Below are 19,676 nucleotides of genomic sequence, written 5' to 3'. Positions count from 1 at the left end.
CGCCGTCCTTAAGCCGGAGCCAGGGACAGCAGGCCCAGGCCCATGGCCTTGGCGTGCCCCAGGCCGGCGGCCACCGCCGCGCGCAGCCGTTGGGCGTTGTCCACCGCCAGCACGCCGTCGAAACACGCCGCTTGCAGGGTGATGACGCCGCCCGGCTTGCGCAGCCGCCACTGCTGGCTGAGACTGCGCTCCACCCGCTGCGGCACGGCGCCGGCCTGCTGCAACTGCCGCGTCAGCCAGGCCAGTTGCTCTTCTTCCCGCAGCAGACCATAGCGTTTGCCGCCACGGGTGACGGTGGGATTGGCCAGCAGGCGGAAACGATAGCGGCGATCCGTCTCGATCAGTTGCTCCAGCGGCAGCGGCTTGCATTGTACGGCTCGCACTTGCGCCAGTACCTGCCAATGGCCAGGCTCCGGCGATTGCAGCAGCAATACGGCTACGCCGGCTTCTGCGTCGCAGCGTTCCAGCCGCCACAGAAAGCGCGGCGGGATATCGTCGGCCGCGGCGACGAAGGCGCGGCATAGGCTGCGGTGCATGTCGTAGGCATTGGCCAGATCCCGCCGCGCGGCGGGGTGGCCGGGGTCAAGCGTCAGTTGTGTCAGGTACATCCGCCACCTCCGATTTGACAAAGCGGGGGCCGAAGCGGCGTTCGGCAAACGGCGCCACAGGTTGGTCCAGCCTCACCGCGCCTTCCGACGGATGTTCCAACATCAGGCGCAGCGGCTGACCGGCTTGCTCGCGCTGGGGCGGAGCCAAGCGCGGCCAACGATGGCGCAGGCAATCTTCCAGGCCATGCTCCTGCACGCCCTCTTCCAGCCAAACCGGCTGCGACGGCGGCATGGATTTGCGGCCTAAGGCCAGCGGCCAATGCGGCTGACGCAAGGCTTGCTGGATATGGCGCAGCAGGCCGGCGTCGCCTTCCAGCCCCACCAGAAACACCGCGTCGGCCAGGTAGTAGCGGGGGCTGATCACGGTGCGCTTGAGATCGGCCTTGCCTGAAGCGAGCAATACGCCGGTGGCGGTTTGGTAGTCGCGCATCAGCAGGCCTTCTCTATCCACCCGGACCCCCATGCGCAGCGCGGCCAGATCGTCCACCGCTTGCGCGCGGTCGCGCCCCAGCGCAGCGCAGATCAAGCCGATAACGCCGGACTTGGAGGGTTCCAGACCGCTGTCGCGTTCGTCGAAGCGGCTGGTGGTGCCCCAGGCTTGCATGGGGCCGGCCAGCCTGAGCAGCAGGGTGGCCATATCACCGCTCCCATGCGGCGCCGGCCTGTTGGGCGGCCCAATCCGCCAGCGCCGCCAGGCTGGTTTGCCGCTCGCCTTTGGCCTGCGGCCAGGCGTCGGTCAGGTCGATATAGGCCCAGGCGTCGCGCGCGTCGCCATAGGGACCGGCCAGCTTGTCATCGTAACCCGCGAGCGCCGCCACGGATTGGCCGGTGAGCGCTTCGCCGTTGCGGGCGTAAACAGGTTTTTCAAAAGCGTTGGCCAGGTTGAGCGGGCTGGCATGGCGGACGGCGATGCCGATGAAGCTGGGCGGGTTGTGGGCGGCAAAGGTGTTTTGCTTGCCGCTGGGAATGGCGCGGGCCATGGCTTGCACCAGCGCGCGCACGCCGGCGAGCGCCAGCTCACGGTCGCCTTGCAGATTGCCAGCCAGCTTGGCCGGGTCCAGCGCGCCGTAGCGGTAGAAGGTGGCGGAGTTGAATTCCACCTGGCCTATCATGCCGGCGCCGGTTTCATCGGCACTGCCTTTGTCGTCCACGGCGGTGAAGTAGTCGAAGTCACGCACCACTTGATGAGTACTGATGGCGTGCGCCACCTGGCAGGCGGCATCCTGGTTGACTTCCGGCAGGTCCGCCAGCATGCGGCCGAACAAGGCTACGTCCAGCGCCTTGCCGCCGTTCATGATGGCCTTGGCCTGTTTGGCCAGTTCCGGCGGCACATTGGCCTTGACGTCTTTCTTGCTCTTTTTCTCGCCATTGGCCGACGGGGCCAGCTCATCCCAGTGGGCGTGAATCAGATTGGCGAAGCCGTCTATCTCCTGTTGGCCCAAAAAGAGCAGGTATTCGGTCTTGCCGTCTTCCTTGAGTTTGAGCCCGGCGGCGGCCAATGCGCTTTCAATGCGGCCGTCCAGTTCTTCCCCGGCCAGGCCGAAACGCTGCTGGAGTTGCTCACGCAGCAGTTCCAGCAGTTTTTTGGTGCGCACGCCTTGATTGGCGGGGGGAAAATCCGCTTGCAGACGTACCGCGCGTTTGAAGCACTGGCTGCTGACGCGCGCGCGGCGGTAGCCGCCGAAAACGGCGTCCTTGGGCGCGCCGGTATCGTCGCGGTTAAGATTGGACGGCGCGAAGTTCTGAATCAGATGAAATTCGATAAACAGACTCATGGCTCTCTCCATACGGGGCTGGGGTTCAGTCGTTCAGGGGGGCGGATTGGCGATAAAAGTCTCGCGCCCAGTTACGGCGCACCAGATCGCGGCCGCTGACGCCGTCGTAGCGCTGCGGCTGCCAGGACGATAGCCAGCGGGCCAGATCTTGCAGCAGCGCGGCGTAGTCCAAGCCTTGCTGCTCAGCCGCCAATAGCGAGAAGGCTTGCCTCAGATAGTTGGGCAGTGTTTCCGGTTCGGCGTCCAGCAGTGTGACGAAGCGCTGCTCCAGGCTGGCGCTGTCCCGCTGCCGCCACAGCGCGCCAAAGGCCTGGGCAAAGCTGCGGCCGGTTTGTTGCTTGGGCAGTTGGGCAAACAGCGCGGCGGTCAGGTAGAGCGCGCGGCGGAAGCTATCCTCGGCATGGCTGTCCGTTGGCACAAAGCGCTCGACATGGGGGTAGGCCGGCGGGTAGGCGCCCGGCGCGAAACCGGCGCTGCGGCGCAGCTCGGCCAGTGCGCCGCGGTTGCGCTCCGCCAGGGTTTGCAGGTGTTTGACGAAGTCCTGCGCCAGTTCAGACATGATTGTTCTCCTCTTGCGTGGATGCTTGGGTCAAGGGACGGATCAAAGCCAGGTAACCGGGCTCGGCCAGCGCCAGCGCTTTCAGCGCGGCGGCGTTGCCGCCCAATTGGCGGCAAGCGGCGTCCCAGGCCAGCTTGGCGGCACGGCGCAGCGCGTCCCGCCAATAGGCGTCGGCGTGTTCCAACGCTTCCGCGCCTATCCGCTCCAACAACTGCGGCCAGCGGCTTTCCAGCGCGCTGAAGTAGGCCGCCGGCGCCGGGCCGGCGTCCAGTTGCGCCCGCGCCCGGCCTCGCGTGTCCTTGTGGCCCGGGTCTGGCATGACGGCGGCCAACATGCCGGCCATGACCAGGCGCAGCTTGCTGTACAGTTCTTCGGCTTCGCGCAGCTTGCCGCGGACTTCTTCCGCGCCCTCCGCTTGCTCCAGCACGCGTTGCGGCAGTTCAAAACGCTCGGCGCGCCAGCGCTCCAGCTTGGCCTGATTGCTGGACAGACCCAAGATCATCACGCTCAGCGGCTCGGCCTGCCCCAGCCTGTGCTGTAAATGCCGGGCCCAGCCCAGGGTGGCCGCCGCCAGCGAATGCGCTTTGTCGTCGGCGGGGTTCGGCGGCAGCAAGGCGCCCAAATCGCGCCAAAACGCCCGGCCCTCGCCAAAGCTCAGCCGCACCATATTGTTGACGCCCATGCGATAGCTGGCCATGGCGTCCGGCGCTTGTTCGTTGTCGGCCAGCGCCAACCCAGCGGCAAAACGCAGCTGCCGCACAGTGACGCCATCGGGCTCGGGCAGCAGCAACACGGCACGGCTCAGCCGGGTGTAGCGGTCGTTGTGGCCGCTGGCCAGCGTGGGTTCGGCGCGTAATTGGGCTATGGTGGGCTGGGGTTTTTCCCAGGCAGGCAGGTCATCATCCGGCCCCGACGGGTGCAGGGCCAACAACAGGGTTTGCGCCAGGGTTTGCCCTAGGGGCAGACTGGCGGCGGTATTGGCCAGCGGCCCGGCCTTGTCGGAGTCGCGCAGGGTTTTCACCAAGCCACCTGGGGTGAACTGCAAAAAGCCCAGCAAATGGCGTAGCGCTTCGGCAGCGGGAATGGCGGAGGGTTGACTATCAATAGAATGATCAAAGAGCACCGGGCTGTTGCCGATGCTGCTGGCCAGGGAAATCTGCGACCAGGGCTTGGCCTTGTCGCGAGTGGCTTCGTCTTGGGCCAGGGCCGCCACCTGCATGAAGGGGCGTTGCGGATCAAACAGATTGAAGACGCCGCGCCAATGCTCCAGGTAGTCGTGAATGGCGACCACCGGCAGGCCTTCGCGGTAGCAGCGCGCCAGATCGGCACTATCCCAGCGCCCAAAGCCGCGCCGCAGCGCACGATTGAGGATGGCCAGCAGCAGACGGTACTCGGCCAGCAGGCTGGGCGGCGCGGTGTCGGCCAGGGCGGCGATGCGGTCGGCATCGGCGAATAGCTGCACCAGGCCGATATCGGCCACGCGCCCATCCAGGTAGCGGACCGGGAGCCAGGCGGCGTCCAGCAGACTGATGGTTTTATTCATAAACACCCCCCTTCGCGAATGCCATGGACATCAATCTAACAGATGGCGGGAAGGACCGGCCACTAGATGGCTTCCCTGCCTGAGCTGTACGCCATCTTCGTTTCTCTCACCAATTGAGAACGACAATGCCAGTAACACTTAAAGGCAACTTGTTTTGCAGTCTAGCTATATGTATGATTTCATTACTTTTTAAGTGCCTTGTAACACAAATAAGGAACGCCATGAGCGAAACGACTTTTACTTTTCGTGTCGATGAGTCACTAAAACAAGAATTTGCCAAAATAGCCAAGCTTCGAGACCGCACTGGGGCTCAGTTGCTCCGTGACTTTATGCGTGATGTCGTACGGGAAAATAAGGAGGTTGCTGAATATGAGCAGTGGTTCCGTCATCAGGTCCAGCAGGGTTTGGACCAGGCAAACTCCGGAGAGCTGGTAGAAGGTGATGAGGTAGACGCGCGTTTTGCAGCTAAAAGAGCAGCGTTGCGCCGAAGAATGGCTGAACGATGAAATTGGTGTGGACGCTTGAGGCGGTGTCAGATCGCGAGGCTATTTTTGACTATATTGCAGCCGACAATCCAGTAGCCGCTCTTGATCTTGATAAGCATTTTGAGCAGCAAATTCTTCGGCTGCTTCAGCACCCAGAGTTGGGCCGTGCAGGGTGTGTTGCCGGCACACGGGAGTGGGTGCTTCATCGCCACTATATCTGCGTTTATGATGTGACAATAGATCAACTTCGGGTACTCCGAATTTTGCATGTAGCCCGACAATGGCCATGAATATTAGATTTATTTAGGGTCTGTTGACGTTTATTTTGCCGCTACGCTAGACAAATCTCTGCTCATGGCAAAATCATGACATGGAAGTGCGGCAGCCATGCCTCCTCCCTTATTTCTGTTTCCCATAAACAAGCCCCAAGCGCGGGTCCAGCGATACGCGCACCTCTCCCATCTGGTAATCGCCGTCCTTTGTCAACGGCAATACATGGCAATGACTGAGCAAGGGATGTTCGCTCAAAGCCGGATACCCAGGTTGCTCCAGTAAATGCAGGACCAGCTGTCGGCGCGACAATTTGATGTGCCGTTCAAACAGTCTTTGGGCAAGCGCATCCGACACGGCTTGCTGCGGATCGAGCGATGCGCCATCCGGCTCAGGCCGCCAGCGCCCATCGGCATCGACCCAGACCGGAATCACGGTCAGGCTGTCATCCCCCAGCCGGGTGCGGTTGCGCAAGGCCAAGGTATCGTCTTCATCAGCGCCATGCGGCTTGCCGATGTAAGCGATGGCGGCCTCACTCTGTAGATCCAGCGCAATCTGCTGCGCCAACTGCGCCTGAAAATTGGCCTTGGCGCCATGACGGGTGCGTTCCACCATTTCAAGCCGTTCGCGCAAGGCCTCCGGCAAATGATCCAAATCCGGCCAGGGCGCGTACACCGCCTGCACCAGGCGGTCGATGTCCTGCGGCAGCCGCCAGACTGGCTCGTTTTGCAGCACGGCCCAGGTCACCAGGCAGAGGTAATCGCCATACACCCGTCCCCAGCCGGTCTGTTCCAGTTCGGGCACCACATCGGCTAGCAAGCCGGCCACTTGCAATCGTGGTTGCGCGTGCGCCGCCGGGCGTTGTTTGCGTTGATGCCGGTGCAAGCGGCCGGCGCGTTGCAATAGAAGGTCGACGGGACAGAGATCGGAAATCATGAAATCGAAATCAATGTCCAGGCTTTGCTCCGCCACTTGCGTCGCAATCAGCAAAGCACGCTTGGGACGCGAGCCCATGGCGGGAGAGGAGCCGAAAGTGGACAACACTTGCTGCTCTAGCTGCCGACGCTGCTCGGCGGGGAAGCGGGCATGAAACAGCAACAGCATGCCATCTGACGGACAATATGGCCGCAATAGCTGGTACAGCTGCTGTGCCCGGTCCACGGTATTCACGATGACCACGCCACACCCGTCCTGCTCCAAGGCAAGCCGCGCGGCGGCGGCGATGTGGTCCAAGCCCTCCGGGAGGCCGGTCACGGCGATAGGCTGCTGTTCACGCGCGTTAAAGGTGGCGCCACGCGCTCCGGCGTCATCCACCAGCAATATCCGCGGATAGGCCGGCGACGGCAGCTCGCGCTCATCCACGCCCCAGGCCTGCAATAAACGCGCGCGCCGTGTATCCGGCAAAGTGGCGCTCATCAAGATGACCGAGCAACCCAAGGCTTTCAGCCAAGCCAGCAAGGTTTCAATCAAGCGACCGGTATAGGTGTCGTAGGCATGCACCTCGTCCAAAACCACCACCTTATTGGCCAGCCCCCATAGCCGGACAAAGTGATGTTTGACGTTCAATACAGAAAACAAGGCCTGGTCCACAGTGCCCACGCCATAGGGAGACAACAAGCCCCGCCGACGTTGGACAAACCAGCCGGAGGAGCCCACCGCGTCATTACCATGCTGGCCCCAGATCTCGCGCAAATGCGCAACGGTCTGATTCATGGCGGCCCCGCCATGCAATAGCTGGATATCCTGCCGCTCCCCGGAGGCGAATGCGCGCAGAAAGGCCAAGGTCCGCTCGAACATGGCATTGCCGGTGGCTTGGGTAGGCAGCGCCAGATAGAAGCCACGGTGATGTTGGCGCGCCTGCAAACGCAAAGCCGCAATAAAGGCCAGTTCGGTCTTGCCTTCTCCCATCGGCGCTTCCACCAACATTAGCGCCGGGCCGCTTCCCTGAATCAACAAGGCGTCGCCGGTTAGTTGCAGCGGCCTCGCCTGTGCAGAGGCCTCCGCGCTCAGCAGCCGCGCCAATATCGCGTCACAAGAACAGGCCTGTTGATGCAATAAGGGCCGGCTGGATGGCCAGCCCAGTTTGTCAGGGGAAGACAGCGCCGATTCCGCCAGACGTCTGGCGGCGTGATAGTGGGCGGATGGCGTATCGCCCCGCTCTCCAGGCGGAAACCAGTCCGCATTAGAGCCGATCCAGTCGCATACGCTAGTCAGACCGGCCAGCCACTCCACTGCAAGCAGCGGCAATGGATGATCCGGCGGAACATCAGACGGCGCCAGGGTGTGCCAATAGGCCTGGAATAGACTCTGCCTTGTCTGCTTCCAAATGGCCGGTTCACGCAGCGGAGCACCAGCGCCCAAGGAGGTAAAGTTGAAACCGTGGTGGGCGCTGACAGCCTGTGCCGCATCCTGCGACCATAATCTCGGTACGCCCTCGGCCTGCAACAAGCCCGGCAGCAAGGCCACACTGGCCAAGTCATGCCGGTCTTGCGCCAGCGCCACCACCGATGAGAATGGCAAGCCGGCGCGCTCAACTTGTAAGCGCCCGGCTTCCCACTTGGCCTGAAACCCCGGAGTGGCTTTGCCGAGATCATGCAAACCCACCAAGGCGGCCAGCCACCCATTCAGGGACTCTGACGGCAGGCCAAACCAGTCCGGAGCCGTCTCTGGCGCAGCCAGACACCACTCCAACAGCACGGAGGCCACGGCAGCCACATCCAACATGTGACACAACAGGCCATGCCCACCCTCTTCGCCACTTTTGGCCCATAAGCTGCGCACCGCCACACTCAATGATGTTTCCATGCACTCAACCCTTGCTGCCGCTCGTACCTAAACAACGGCAGCGCTTCAGGGCCGCCTTGGAACTCAAGACAAAGCGGAAACGGATAGCCGCCTTGATGAGTGCTCAATTATGCCGAAAGCAACACCGATAAGCGAAGGAACGCGTTTGACATTGCGCAAGGCAAGCCGGACGCGAGTCGATCAGGCCGGTTCTAACGCTGGCGTTCGCATAGACAGGCAATTTAGGCATGGAGGCAAGACGCGGCCACCCAAGCAGCCCCTGCCCCTCATTCCCCTCTCTTAAGCTGCTCCAACATCTCCTGCCACAGCTCCCGGTACACCGGATTGCTGGCGCCTTCTCCATGTCCGGGGTTGTCGGCGTTGGGGCGGCGTATCGGTTTATTCAGCGCAAACTGGTGGTCGGCCGGGATGCGCATCGCGTTATAGGAAGTGCGGATAAGATCGGCAAAGCGCTCTTGCACGTGATAGGTGCCGAACAACCTGTCCGGCGGCGTGGCGCCGGGAGAGGCGTACCAGGAGGCGATGCGATTGTTGGCGCGCATGTCCCAGCCGCCGGAAAAGTCGATCACGCCTCTGACGGCCACGCGCTTGGCGATATAGGCGGCCATGCCGCCGCCTTGGGATTGACCGGACAGCACGATCTTGCTCCAGTCCACGGCTTGTTTGTCCAGATACTGTTCCCAACGGCCTTGGGGATCGGTCTTGGCCAGGTAGCGCAGCAGAGCGGTCAGTCTATGGACAATGGCGTCTTTGGGTTTGTCCTGGATCAGCGGGGTGGCGTTTTCCCCAAAGGCGCGCTTCTGGCGCATGTGTGCCGCGCAGTCCGGATTGGTCGCCAGCACCGGCCGGGTGCAAACCTGGGAAACGGCCGGCGTGTCGATATAGGACAGGATGATGAAGCGGTAGCCCTGAGCCAGGGCGGTGTCGATGAAAGCCTGTTCGCCCACCACGGTACGCGTGGTTTCGCCGCCGGTTCCAGGCAGGAAGACCAGCAGCGGCGCGTGTCCGCCCCTTTCCGTTGAGAAAACGATGTGCGGCCCGCTGTTCGCCACAATCCCGCCATCGGTATCCGCGGGAAGAATATCCTTGCGGACAGCGTCCGCCCATGTGGCCGTGGCGATACTGAACAGCAGCGCCGCCGCGGCCGTCTTGCCAGCCCATTTCCAAACTGTCATTGCATTCCTCGCATCTTCAATAAGAGCGGCTAACAAACTCAGTTTCACGTCTGAGGCCAAGCGCGCCGCGCAGGCAGTACTTTGAGTACGGCAAGTCGGCGCAACGCGGCATCAGGGGTTTGTCAGCCGCTCTGTAAGTGGGTTGAATTGCCCCGGCTGCCTTGGGCCTACGTGAGCCCTTGGCTAGTTTTCTCAGAACCTGTTCAAAGTCTGCTGCGCTTCGTGAAGCGTTGCACGGTGAGTACAAGCTCAAAATGCTCATGTACCACCTGTACATTCCGCTTTTTCGCTCGTTTTCGCCTTGTCTCGCCCTTGCTCGCGAGACTTTGAACAGGCTCTAAGAATCGGTTTACGATCTGCTGCGCGTCGGCGATACGGCGTTGAAAACAACTTCAGAATGCTCATGTATCCCTTGTACATTCCGTCTTCTCGGCCGCTTTCGCCTTGCCTCGTTCTGGCTCGCGAGATCGTAAACACGTTCTCCGACTCTACTCGCGCAGTCCTGCGCGCAAAAGCGCGGCAAGACGGATTTAGGCCAAGAATTTGTTTACAATTGTTTACATCGAAAAGTTTAAAAACAGCAAGACAAGGCACAGACCGTTGGACAAGCGGAAGGTAGGCACGGCGGAGTCTTCATCAAGACTTCAGGCGCGCATCCCAAGGCACGTCCCGCACGCTGAGTATCCGGCAGGCGCCGGCGTCCGGATGGAGGGGGTTGAGCAGGTAGTTGTGGGCGTTGGGGGCCACCGCGCTGGGCACTTGCAGCGCGGCGGAGGCCTGACGTTGCAGCCAGTGGTGGCCCAGGCCCTGGGTGAGCGCGGGTTGCAGGATCCAGTCAGCCGGCAGGCTGGCCTGGTCCAGCGTCTGCACCAGGCGGTCCGGCAGTTCCACTTGCAGCAGGGTGAAGGTGGCGGGCAGGACGGCCACTTCCAGGTGCACCAGCGCTTCCAGCATGGCGCTGGCCGGGTGGTCCGCCAGGTAGACGATGGGCTGGCCGGCGGGATGCCAGCGGCCGGGCCAGCGCAGCCCGCCCAGGCCCTTGAGGTCTGCGTAGCGGCTGATGCGCCAGGCAATCACGCCGCGTAGCCTTCGTTGGCTTGGGCGATCAGTTGCTCCACCAGCCGCGCGCCGGGCTCGGTATGGGCCATGTCCAGCGGCGATTTGCCCTCAAAGCGGTGCAGCGGCTTGCGCAGCCATTGGGCGGCGGCGTCCTTGTCGCCGAACAGGTCTTCCGCCAGCAACAGCAGCTTGGCCACGCGCACGCCGCGTTCGGATTCCTCGGTGTTCAGCGTCTGGCCCTTCTTGATGCGATGGGACAGGGTGCGCGGCGGGATGACGAACTCCAGTTCGCCGCGGCTGAGGCCGGCGTCCACCAGGCGTTCCAGCATGCCGGTGTCCACGCCCAGCTCCACCACTTTGGCCACGTCGAAATCGTTGAGCATTTCCTGCCCCACCAACACGCTCAGTTCCTGCAACAGGCTGTGTTCCACCATGGGCGGGACCGGCGTCTCCGGCACGAATACTTGCAGCGCTTTCATGGCCCCTCCTTGATTTGGCAATTTGCTCACTTATTATCGGCATTTTGCCAAAACAAAACAAGGGCGCGGCTTGACCGGCTTCCCTCTTCTGACTCTAAGAGCCGCTAACAAAACCTCGCAGAGAACCTGAGCCAAGGCGCGCCGACGCAGGCAGTGCAAGTCGTACGGCAAGGAGGCGCAACGCAGGATCAGGGGTTTTGTTAGCGGGTCTAAACGCAACAGAAGCTGCACGCCGGACGCTTGGATTAGGCCGACCCGATCTTGACGTTTGAAAGCGGCAATGCGGATTTTATGTCTTTTACATTGCACAGGACATGAAAAAACCTCATATCGGCCCCATGCCCGGCCTTGGCACCCCGCCTTGCCCCGCTTGCCCGGACATACACCCTATGTTCCCGCTTTGCGATGCAAAAATAACCATTAGGACTATCGGCGCGGCGTGAATTATGATTGCGCCTATTCAATGAACGTCGCACCGCTTCCGCCTCCGCACGAGGAGGGGCGCTGGCATTGAAACACTCCGTCATTCCGGCCTGTGGGCCCGTTCCCGATGTTCCAGAGTCCCGGCCCAAGCTGGAGTCCGTGCCGGCACGAAGCGCTGCGTCTTCACACATTGATGCAATCGCCAATTCATAGGCGTTTGCTATGAAAAAAGATGAATATCAGCGCCTATGGGGGGCATTATGTTAAGTCAATTCACGATCGGGCAGCGCATCGCCGCGCTGGCGGGCAGCCTGCTGTTTGCAGTGGCTCTGGTGGGCGGTTCCGGCTGGTGGTCGCTGAACCAGATGGATGGCGAGCTGACCTCGCTGTTTGACCAGAAAATCGCGTTCCGCTACCAGATGAACGCCATGCAAAGCAATATGCTGCACATCCGCCAGGATGAGAAGAACATCTTCATCAGCATCGGCAATCCGGACAACTCGGATCAGAGCATCCAGACCAATAAGCAGTTGCTGGACAAGCACATCGCCGAGTTCAAGAACCAGGCGGCCACCGCCAAGTCCATGGCCATGGCCGCGGATCACCAGAAAACCTTCGACAGCATGCTGACCGGCATCTCCGGCTACGAGCAGGGCATGAACGGGCTGTATCAGAAGATCGCCAGCGGCGAGATCAGCCGGGCCAATGTCGGCGACGCCGGCATCACCCCGTTCAAGCCCAAGCTCTACGAGGCGCGCGACGCGCTCAACAGCCTGAGCAAGCTGGCGGACGAGTCCGCGCAGTCCGCGGAGGACGCGCTGGCGGTCAGCATGAAGAACACCCGCAATATGATGCTGACCATTCTGGGCCTGGCCCTGGTGGTGGGCGTCGCGCTGGCCTTCGCCATCGTCCGTTCCATCACCCGTCCCTTGCAGGCCATGCAGCAGACCATGCGCCACGCGGCGGAGAAGAACGATCTGACGGTGACGGTGGATCAAACCGGCCGCGACGAAGTCAGCGAAACCGGCCGCGCGCTGGCGCAGCTGCTGGGCAATCTGCGCGCCTTTCTGCAGCAGACCCGCGAGGACGCCAAGCAGGTGAACGACACTGCCCACGCGCTGTCCGGCGTGTCCAAGCGCATTGCCGAGGCGTCCCAGGTGCAGACCGACGCTTCTTCGTCCACCGCCGCCGCGGTGGAGGAGATGACGGTCAGCATCAATCTGGTGGCCGAGCACGCGGTGGAAATGGCCGGCGAGGCCAAGAGCAGCATGAACGAGGCGGTGAGCGGCAGCGAGGTGGCCGGCCAGGCCGCGCAGCAGATGTCCGAGATCGCCAGCGTAATCAGCCGCTCCGAGACCATCATCATCGGCCTGAACCAGCGTTCCGATGAGATCGGCAACATCGTGGACGTGATCCACGACATCGCCGAGCAGACCAATCTGCTGGCCTTGAACGCGGCCATCGAGGCGGCGCGCGCCGGCGAAACCGGCCGCGGCTTCGCCGTGGTGGCGGACGAGGTGCGCAAGCTGGCGGAACGCACCGCGCAAGCCACCGGCGAAATCTCCGAAAAAATCAAGGCGGTGCAAGGCGACACCACCACGGCGGTGGCCAGCATGCGCGAGGCCACCGAACGAGTGGAAACCGGCGTGGCGCTGAGCGGCACGCTGTCCGAGCGCCTGGCACAGATCCGCGTGCTGTCCACCCGTCTGCTGGAGAAAACCAGCGAGATCGCCGAGGCGATGCGCGAGCAGAGCACGGCCAGCAACGACGCCGCCAAGAACGTGGAGCGCATCGCCAATATGGGCACGGAAAACGGCTTGTCGGTGGAGGAATCCTCCGCCATGGCGCAGCAGTTGTCCGGCCTGGCGCATGGGCTGGATGCGGCGATCAACCGCTTCCGCGCGGATTAAAAACAAGAAGCTCCAGCCCTTGAACGCCTTCTAAACATCCAGCCTCTCAAGCTTGAGGGCGCGTCCGGCTTGGTCCGGGCGCGCCCGCAGAACGTGTTTACAATCTCGCGAGCAAGAGCGAGACAAGGCGAAAACGAGCGAAAAAGCGGAATGTACAAGTGGTACATGAGCATTTTGAGGGCGTTTTCAACGCTGTATCGCCGAAGCGCAGCAGATCGTAAACAGGTTCTCATGCCACAATCCAGGTTTTCGCCCGCCCTCTTCTTCCCATGTCCGTCCTCGAGCCGCTGTACGCGCCGTTCGCCCCCTCTCCCGCCGTGCTGCTGTGGCCGGCGCTGTTCCTGTTGCTCAGCCGTCAGTTGCGCCGCCGCGCCTGGTTCTGGCCCTATGTGGCGCTGTCGCTGCCGGGCACGGTGCTGCACGAGCTCTGCCACTTCCTGGTGGGCTGGCTGCTGCGGGCGCGGCCCAGCCGCTTCAGCGTGTGGCCGCGCCGCAACGGCCGGCAGCTGACGCTGGGTCAGGTGGGCTTCAACCGGCTGACGTGGTGGAACGCGCTGCCCATCGGCATTGCGCCCTTGCTGTTGCTGCCGCTGGGTTGGGGCCTGCTGGCGCTGGCGGCGCGCTGGCCGTGGCTGAGCCCGGCCGCGGCCGGACTGGGCTTTCTGGCGGCGCAGTGCTGGGACGGCTGCCTGCCCAGCAGCACGGACTTGAGCCACGCCGGCCGCTCCGCCCTGGCTTACGGCGCGCTGGCCTGTATCCTGTTTGGCGCTTACGCGCTGCTGCATTACGGTTTCCGCGCGCTGGCCGGACAATAAAAAACCGCCGGTTTCCCGGCGGTTTTGTGCGAATGGCCGTCAGCGCTTAGGCCGGCGCCATGCCCACCCAGCCTTGCGGGATGGACTCCAACAACTTGCGGGTATAGCTCTGCCGCGGCTCGCGGTAAATCTGATCCGCGTCCGCCTGCTCCACCACCTCACCCTTGTTCATCACCATCACCTGATCGGAGATATGCTTCACCACCGCCAGATCGTGCGAGATGAACAGATAGGACAGGCCGTATTCGTCCTGCAGGTCTTGCAGCAGGTTCAGCACTTGCGCCTGCACCGACACGTCCAGCGCCGACACCGATTCGTCGCAGATCAGCACTTCCGGCTTCAAGGTCAGGCAGCGCGCAATCGCGATGCGCTGACGCTGGCCGCCGGAGAATTCGTGCGGGTATTTCTGCAGCGCCCCGGCCGGCATGCCCACCTTGTCCAGCAGTTCCTGCGCCAGCTTGCGCCGCTCGCCGCCGTCGCGGCCGATGCCGTGCAGCTGCATCGGTTCGCTCAGGATCTGCTCCACGGTGAAGCGCGGGTTCAGCGAGGCGTAGGGGTTCTGGAAGATGATCTGGATGCGCCGTTTGTAGGCGTGGAAGGCCTTGGCGTCCATGCCCAGCAGGTCCTGGCCGTGGAACAGCGCCTGCCCGCCGCTGGCCTGGTGCAGCCGCACCAGGGTCAGACCCACCGTGGTCTTGCCGGAGCCGGATTCGCCGACGATGCCCAGGGTTTTGCCCTTGGCCAGTTTGAAGGACACGTCCTTGACCGCGTGGAACTGGCGTTTGCCGAACAAGCCTTCGCGCACGTCGAAGGATTTGCTCAGCCCGCGCACGTCCAGGATGATTTCGTCGTCGTCCCGGTAGCCGCGCTCGCGCTGCGGCGGTTCCACATAGCCGCCCGGCTGCAGGAAGTCGTCGATCACCGCCAGCCGTTGCGGCCGGCGGTCAAGGTGCGGGCGGCAGGCCAGCAGCGCCTTGGTGTAGGCGTCCTGCGGCGCGTCGAAGATTTGCTGCACGCTGCCTTGTTCGCGGATTTCGCCGTGACGCATGACGATGACTTCGTCGGCGAACTCGCCCACCACGCCCAGGTCGTGGGTGATGAACAGCACCGCCATATCGTGTTTCTTCTGCAGGTCCGCGATCAGTTGCAGGATCTGCTTCTGGATGGTCACGTCCAGCGCGGTGGTGGGTTCGTCGGCAATCAGCAGCTTGGGTTCGCAGGCGATGGCCATCGCGATCATCACCCGCTGCTGCTGGCCGCCGGACAGCTGGTGCGGATAGCTGTCCACCTTGCTTTCCGGTTCCGGCAGGCCCACTTCGCGCAAGAGTTCGATCGCGCGCCGGCGCGCGGCGCGGCGGCCCAGCTTGGCGTGCAGCATCAGGGCTTCCATGATCTGCTCGCCCACGCTGAACACCGGGTTCAGCGAGCTCATCGGCTCCTGGAAGATCATCGCGATGTCTTTGCCGCGCAGCGCGCGCATCTCGGCGCCCCCGGCCTTGAGCAGATCCCGCCCTTGCAGCAGGATCTGGCTGTCCGGGTGGATGCTGGCGTGCTGCGGCGACAGCAGGCGCATGATGGCCATGGAAGTCACCGATTTGCCGGAGCCGGATTCGCCCACCAAGGCCACGGTGCGCTTGGCCGGGATGTCGAAGCTGACGCCCTTGAGCGCCTGGAAATCGCCGCCGTTCTCCTGACGGAACGCCACTTTGAGATTGCGCACCGACAGCAGGGTCTGGTTCTGAGTCATAGTCTGTTCTCCCCGCTCACTTCGCCGCCGCGCGCGGGTCCAGCGCGTCGCGCAGCGCATCGGTCAACATGCTGAAGGCGGTCACCAGGGTGGACATGAACACCACCACCATGGCCAGCTGCCACCAATAACCCTGCAACAGCTCTTCCGGCACTTCCGCCAGCATGGAGCCCCAGCTCACTTGGCGCACGTCCACGCCGAAGCCCAGGAAGGACAGGATCACTTCGTACTTGATCAGGCCCACCATCAAGAGGGAGAACTGCACCAGCAGCAGGTGGGAGACATTGGGCAGGATGTGGATGAACATGCGGCGGCTGTGGCTGGCGCCGATCGCGTCCGCCGCCTGCACGTACTCGCGCGAGCGGTTCTTGATGAACTCGGCCCGCACCAGGCGGAAGGTGCCGGTCCAGCTGGTCAGCGACAGCACCAGAATGACGGTGGCGATGCCGCGCCCGGCCACGGCGGCGAAGGCGAGCAGCAGCAGCATGTCCGGCACCGAGGTGAACACGCTGTAGAACCACATCAGGAAGTCGTCCACCTTGCGGCCGAAATAGCCGGCCATCGCGCCCAGCGAGGTGCCGATCAGGATGGACAGCAGCGCGCCGAAGAAGCCCACCAGCAGCGAAGTGGCGGTGCCCTTGATCACCTTGTCCAGGATGTCGCGGCCGCGCTGATCCGCGCCGAAGGTCAGCGACGCCACTTTCTTCACTTCCGGCACAGCGTACTGGGCGGCGTGCGGACGCGCGGCTTCCAGCCAGTCGTGGATGGGATCTTCCGACGGTTTCAAGCGTTCGGTGGGCACAATGGCGGTGGACTGGCCGCCGGCCGCGGCCGGCGTTTCCTGCTGGCGGTATTTCTCCAGCAATAAAGTGGGCGGCGCGTAGGAGGCGGCGATTTCGTCGTTCCAGCCGCGGCCGGCCAGATTGAGCCAGCCGGCGGCGGCCAGCAGCATGAAGGCGGCCACCACCCACAGGGAGACGAAGCCGATGCGGTCGCGCTTCAAGCGTTGCCAGCCCAGCGCCCACAGGCTGCGCGAGGGGGCGGCCGGCGGCACGCCGGCGGTGTTTTGCAATGTTGTCATGTTTTGTGCTCCGCGCTCACTTGAGTTGCACGCGTGGATCGATCCACTTGTAGATGATGTCGGCCAGCAGGTTGAACACCATGGCGGCGGCGGCGATGGTCACGGTAATGGCCTTGATCACCGGGAAATCGCTCTTGTCCACCGCCATCAGCAGTTCATTGCCCATGCCGGGAATGCCGAAAAAGCGCTCCAGCAGCATCGAGCCCAGCACCAGGAAGGGCAAGGACATCATCACCGCGGTGACCACCGGGATCAGCGCGTTGCGCAGCACGTGCTTGAACAGCACGGTTTTTTCCGACAAGCCCTTGGCGCGCGCGGTGCGCACGTAGTCGTGGCCCAGTTCTTCCACCACGAAGCTGCGGTAGAAGCGCACATTGGGCGCCAGCGACACCAGCATGCCCAGGATCAGCGGCAGCGGCACATAGATCAGCAAGCTGCGCAGCAGGCTGTCGTCGTCCCAGCCCATCACCGGGAACCAGTCCAGTTTGAAGGCCAGCAGGTATTGGCCGACGATGATGTAGGCCAGCGAGCTGACGGACATGGCCACGGTGCAGATCAGCGTCACCATGCGGTCGGTCAGCGTGCCGCGGTAGTAAGCCACGACGATGGCGATGGGCAGCGCGGTCAGCAGTTCGAACACCAGCAAGGTGCCGGTCAGCGTCAGCGAGGGGCCGATGCGCGAAGCCAGCGTGGCGGTGACGGACTGCTGGGTGGACCAGGAGGTGCCGAAGTCGAAGGTGGCCACTTGCTTGACGAAGAGCCAGAACTGCTGCGGCAGGCTCAGGTCCAGGCCCAGCTGGGCGCGGATATTGGCCATGATTTCCGGCGTCAGGCGTTTGCCGGCCAGGATGTAGGTGGGGTCTCCGCCCACCCAGTTGAACAGCACGAACACCAGCAGCATGACGCCGAACATCGTCGGCACCATCTGCCAGATTCGGCGGATGATGAAATTGAACATCTGCTTCTCCAGAATATAGCGGCGCGGCTGCGCCCCGGATCAAGGCGCTTAGCGACGCTTGCTCAGGTCGATGTCGACATAACGCCAGGACACCCCAATCGTGGCCAGCGGATGCGGCTTGTAACCCTTGAGATAGTCGTGGCTGACGACGTTTTCGAAGCGGGTCACGCCCAGCACATAGGGCTGGTAAGCGGCCACCACCCGGTTCATGCGGTCGAACAGCGCGTCGCGTTCCGGCCCGTTGGGCAGCACTTGCGACGCCTCATAGGCCTTGTCGAACTCCGGCCGGCTGAAGAAGGGCAGGTTGCCGATGCCGATCTGCTTGGTCCACAGGCCGGTGACGAAGTCGTCGCCGTCCGGAATGGCGGCGGAACCGCCCAAGGACCACATCTGCACCTTGCCGGCGTAGGCGGCCTTGAGGTTTTCATTCCACTTGGCCACTTTGAAGGTGACGCGCAGCTTGATGCTGTCAAAGGCCTTCTGCCAGATCTGGTTGAACTGCTTGTCGAAAGCGCTGCCCTGGGTGGCCTGGGTGATCAGCAGCGGCTGGCCGTTGGGCTGGCGGCGGTAGCCGTCCGGACCGATCTTGTAGCCGGCCTGGTCCAGCAGCGCATTGGCCAGCGCCGGATCGAAGTCCGCCGCGCCGTGAAAGCGCGGATCGTTGCCCACCATGTTCAAGGGCACCAGGTTTTGCAGCTGGATGGCCTGGCCGCTGTACAAGAGCTTGATCACTTCCTTGCTGGGGTAGGCCATGGCGATGGCGCGGCGCAAGGCGATCTTTTGCTTGCTGTAGCCGCCCACCACCGGGTCACGCATATTGAAGAAGGCGTAAGTCAGGTCCATGCCCAGATTGTGGTGCAGGCGGATGCCGCGCTGCGCCAGCGTCGGGTTGAGGCTGGCCTGGAAGGGGTTGGCCTCGCTGCTGTGCACGGTGGACGGGATGGCGGACTTGGGCACGCCGATGTAGTCGATCTGCTTGTTGAGGAAGGACAGCCAGCGCGGCTGTTCTTCTTCTATCACCTTGATGTCCACGCGGCCGATGACAGGCAGGGTCTTGCCGCGCAGTTGCTCGGCGATTTCGCGGTCCTGCGGCGGCGCGTCGGCGGCCGGCTCGTCGGCGAACACTTCCTTGCGGTAGCCAGGATTGGCTTCCAGGATGATGCGGTTGCCCGGCTTCCATTCCTTCAGCACAAACGGCCCGGTGCCCACCGGGTGGGCGTTGGTGTTGCTGTCGTAGGTTTCAATCACCTCGCGCGCCACCGCGCCGCTGAATTTGGCGGCCACGGTGTAGAGGAAGTTGTAATTGGGCTTTTTCAGCGTCAGCTGCAGGGTGTAGCGGTCCAGCGCCTTGATGCCTTCGATAGGCTTGTCGTAGTCGAAGCGCCCTTTCTTGCTGGCGGCGCTGCCCGCCTCCGCCAATCCCAGCACGTAGTCGGTATAGGAAGTGGCGTTGGGCGAGCTGACCTTGGGGTCGGCAAAGCGCTTGATGCTGTAGGCGTAGTCCGCCGCGGTCAGCTCGCGCTTCTTGCCCTTGAAGGCCGGGTCGTCGGCAAAATAAATGCCGGGCCGGACCTTGAAGGTGAACACCTGGCCGTCCGCCGATATCTCCGGCAGGGCCACGGCGGTGCCCGGCTTGAGCTTGAGCGGCCGCGCCAGATAGTCGTACCTGAGCAGATTGTCGAAAATGTTCTCGATCACGCCCAGCGAATAAATATCGCTCATCTTGGCCGGGTCGAATCCGGTCTCGGGCGCCAGGAAGGACACCTTTAGCGTCTTGCTCATATCGGCCGCTTGCGCGGACGCGAGCAGGCCCGCCCCCGCCAGCAGCAGGGGCAGCCATTTCCAGCGATTCATCTCGCTTACTCCTTTGTGTCACGGAGCCGGGAAACCCGGCGTCTCTATTGTTATGCCTGCTCCGGCATGAGGAAATGCCATGAGCAAGTGCCGTGACTGTAAAGCGAATCCGCGGGCTAGATCAACAAGA

17 protein-coding genes are annotated in these 19,676 nt (G+C 62.9%); 4 read left to right on the top strand and 13 right to left on the bottom strand.

Going from position 1 to position 19,676, the window contains the following annotated elements:
- Window positions 1-8 precede the first annotated feature (8 nt).
- Genes cas6e through casA form a run of 5 tightly spaced genes read right to left on the bottom strand, consistent with a single transcriptional unit; the run spans window position 9 to window position 4,485 of the window.
- Entirely contained in the window at window positions 9-608 is a 600-nt protein-coding gene (gene cas6e, locus AB1Z25_RS07680; protein ID WP_486636940.1) for a type I-E CRISPR-associated protein Cas6/Cse3/CasE, read from the bottom strand.
- Window positions 583-1,245 (bottom strand): type I-E CRISPR-associated protein Cas5/CasD, encoded by a 663-nt coding sequence (cas5e, locus tag AB1Z25_RS07675; protein ID WP_486636939.1) that lies wholly within the window; start codon window positions 1,243-1,245, stop codon window positions 583-585. Before cas5e ends, cas6e begins: the two co-directional genes overlap by 26 nt.
- A gap of 1 nt (window position 1,246) precedes the next feature.
- A complete protein-coding gene (gene cas7e / locus AB1Z25_RS07670; protein ID WP_486636938.1) occupies window positions 1,247-2,383 on the bottom strand; it encodes a type I-E CRISPR-associated protein Cas7/Cse4/CasC in 1,137 nt (378 codons plus the stop codon).
- 25 nt (window positions 2,384-2,408) lie between these two features.
- A complete protein-coding gene (gene casB / locus AB1Z25_RS07665) occupies window positions 2,409-2,942 on the bottom strand; it encodes a type I-E CRISPR-associated protein Cse2/CasB (RefSeq protein ID WP_227103835.1) in 534 nt (177 codons plus the stop codon).
- Window positions 2,935-4,485, bottom strand: a complete 1,551-nt coding sequence (casA, locus tag AB1Z25_RS07660) for a type I-E CRISPR-associated protein Cse1/CasA (protein WP_486636937.1) — start codon at window positions 4,483-4,485, stop codon at window positions 2,935-2,937. Before casA ends, casB begins: the two co-directional genes overlap by 8 nt.
- A 221-nt stretch (window positions 4,486-4,706) precedes the next feature.
- Between casA and AB1Z25_RS07655 the strand changes: the two genes are divergently transcribed.
- Both AB1Z25_RS07655 and AB1Z25_RS07650 read left to right on the top strand, forming a co-directional pair.
- Entirely contained in the window at window positions 4,707-4,991 is a 285-nt protein-coding gene (locus AB1Z25_RS07655) for a CopG family ribbon-helix-helix protein (RefSeq protein WP_107799530.1), read from the top strand.
- Window positions 4,988-5,260, top strand: a complete 273-nt coding sequence (locus AB1Z25_RS07650) for a type II toxin-antitoxin system RelE/ParE family toxin (RefSeq protein WP_235089189.1) — start codon at window positions 4,988-4,990, stop codon at window positions 5,258-5,260. Before AB1Z25_RS07655 ends, AB1Z25_RS07650 begins: the two co-directional genes overlap by 4 nt.
- A 109-nt stretch (window positions 5,261-5,369) precedes the next feature.
- Here AB1Z25_RS07650 and cas3 read toward each other — a convergent pair whose 3' ends face one another.
- The 4 genes from cas3 to parS form a co-directional block, all read right to left on the bottom strand.
- Window positions 5,370-8,045, bottom strand: coding sequence for a CRISPR-associated helicase Cas3' (cas3, locus tag AB1Z25_RS07645; RefSeq protein ID WP_486636936.1), 2,676 nt, complete (start codon window positions 8,043-8,045; stop codon window positions 5,370-5,372).
- Window positions 8,046-8,311: 266 nt separating this feature from the next.
- Window positions 8,312-9,268 (bottom strand): BPSS1187 family protein, encoded by a 957-nt coding sequence (locus AB1Z25_RS07640; protein WP_486636935.1) that lies wholly within the window; start codon window positions 9,266-9,268, stop codon window positions 8,312-8,314.
- 588 nt (window positions 9,269-9,856) lie between these two features.
- On the bottom strand, window positions 9,857-10,297 hold the full coding sequence (locus AB1Z25_RS07635) for an RES family NAD+ phosphorylase (protein WP_486636934.1): 441 nt from the start codon (window positions 10,295-10,297) through the stop codon (window positions 9,857-9,859).
- On the bottom strand, window positions 10,294-10,758 hold the full coding sequence (parS, locus tag AB1Z25_RS07630) for a type II RES/Xre toxin-antitoxin system antitoxin (protein ID WP_158274289.1): 465 nt from the start codon (window positions 10,756-10,758) through the stop codon (window positions 10,294-10,296). The genes AB1Z25_RS07635 and parS overlap by 4 nt, the downstream gene beginning before the upstream one ends.
- Before the next feature lie 683 nt (window positions 10,759-11,441).
- Here parS and AB1Z25_RS07625 point away from each other — a divergent pair.
- Together AB1Z25_RS07625 and AB1Z25_RS07620 are read left to right on the top strand one after the other, a co-directional pair.
- Entirely contained in the window at window positions 11,442-13,091 is a 1,650-nt protein-coding gene (locus AB1Z25_RS07625; protein ID WP_158274290.1) for a methyl-accepting chemotaxis protein, read from the top strand.
- Between the two features lie 269 nt (window positions 13,092-13,360).
- Window positions 13,361-13,906: a hypothetical protein gene (locus AB1Z25_RS07620; RefSeq protein WP_107799536.1), complete on the top strand. Its 546-nt coding sequence runs from the start codon at window positions 13,361-13,363 to the stop codon at window positions 13,904-13,906.
- 46 nt (window positions 13,907-13,952) lie between these two features.
- Here the strand turns inward: AB1Z25_RS07620 and AB1Z25_RS07615 are convergent, their stop codons facing one another.
- The 4 genes from AB1Z25_RS07615 to AB1Z25_RS07600 are packed head-to-tail and all read right to left on the bottom strand — an operon-like array spanning window position 13,953 to window position 19,546.
- The gene (locus tag AB1Z25_RS07615; RefSeq protein WP_227107757.1) at window positions 13,953-15,653 is read right to left on the bottom strand and encodes an ABC transporter ATP-binding protein; all 1,701 of its coding nucleotides are present in this window, start codon (window positions 15,651-15,653) and stop codon (window positions 13,953-13,955) included.
- A 16-nt stretch (window positions 15,654-15,669) separates the two neighbouring features.
- Window positions 15,670-16,734 (bottom strand): ABC transporter permease, encoded by a 1,065-nt coding sequence (locus AB1Z25_RS07610; protein WP_486636933.1) that lies wholly within the window; start codon window positions 16,732-16,734, stop codon window positions 15,670-15,672.
- Window positions 16,735-16,750: 16 nt separating this feature from the next.
- Window positions 16,751-17,692, bottom strand: coding sequence for an ABC transporter permease (locus AB1Z25_RS07605; RefSeq protein WP_107799093.1), 942 nt, complete (start codon window positions 17,690-17,692; stop codon window positions 16,751-16,753).
- A gap of 48 nt (window positions 17,693-17,740) precedes the next feature.
- Complete coding sequence (locus AB1Z25_RS07600; protein ID WP_107799094.1) at window positions 17,741-19,546, bottom strand: ABC transporter substrate-binding protein; 1,806 nt, start codon at window positions 19,544-19,546, stop codon at window positions 17,741-17,743.
- Between the last annotated feature and the right edge of the window lie 130 nt (window positions 19,547-19,676).

It is taken from the genome of Chromobacterium sp. HL1 (assembly GCF_057418835.1).
Note: the sequence above shows the minus strand (reverse complement) of the source record. Positions and strands in the feature narration are given on the sequence as shown.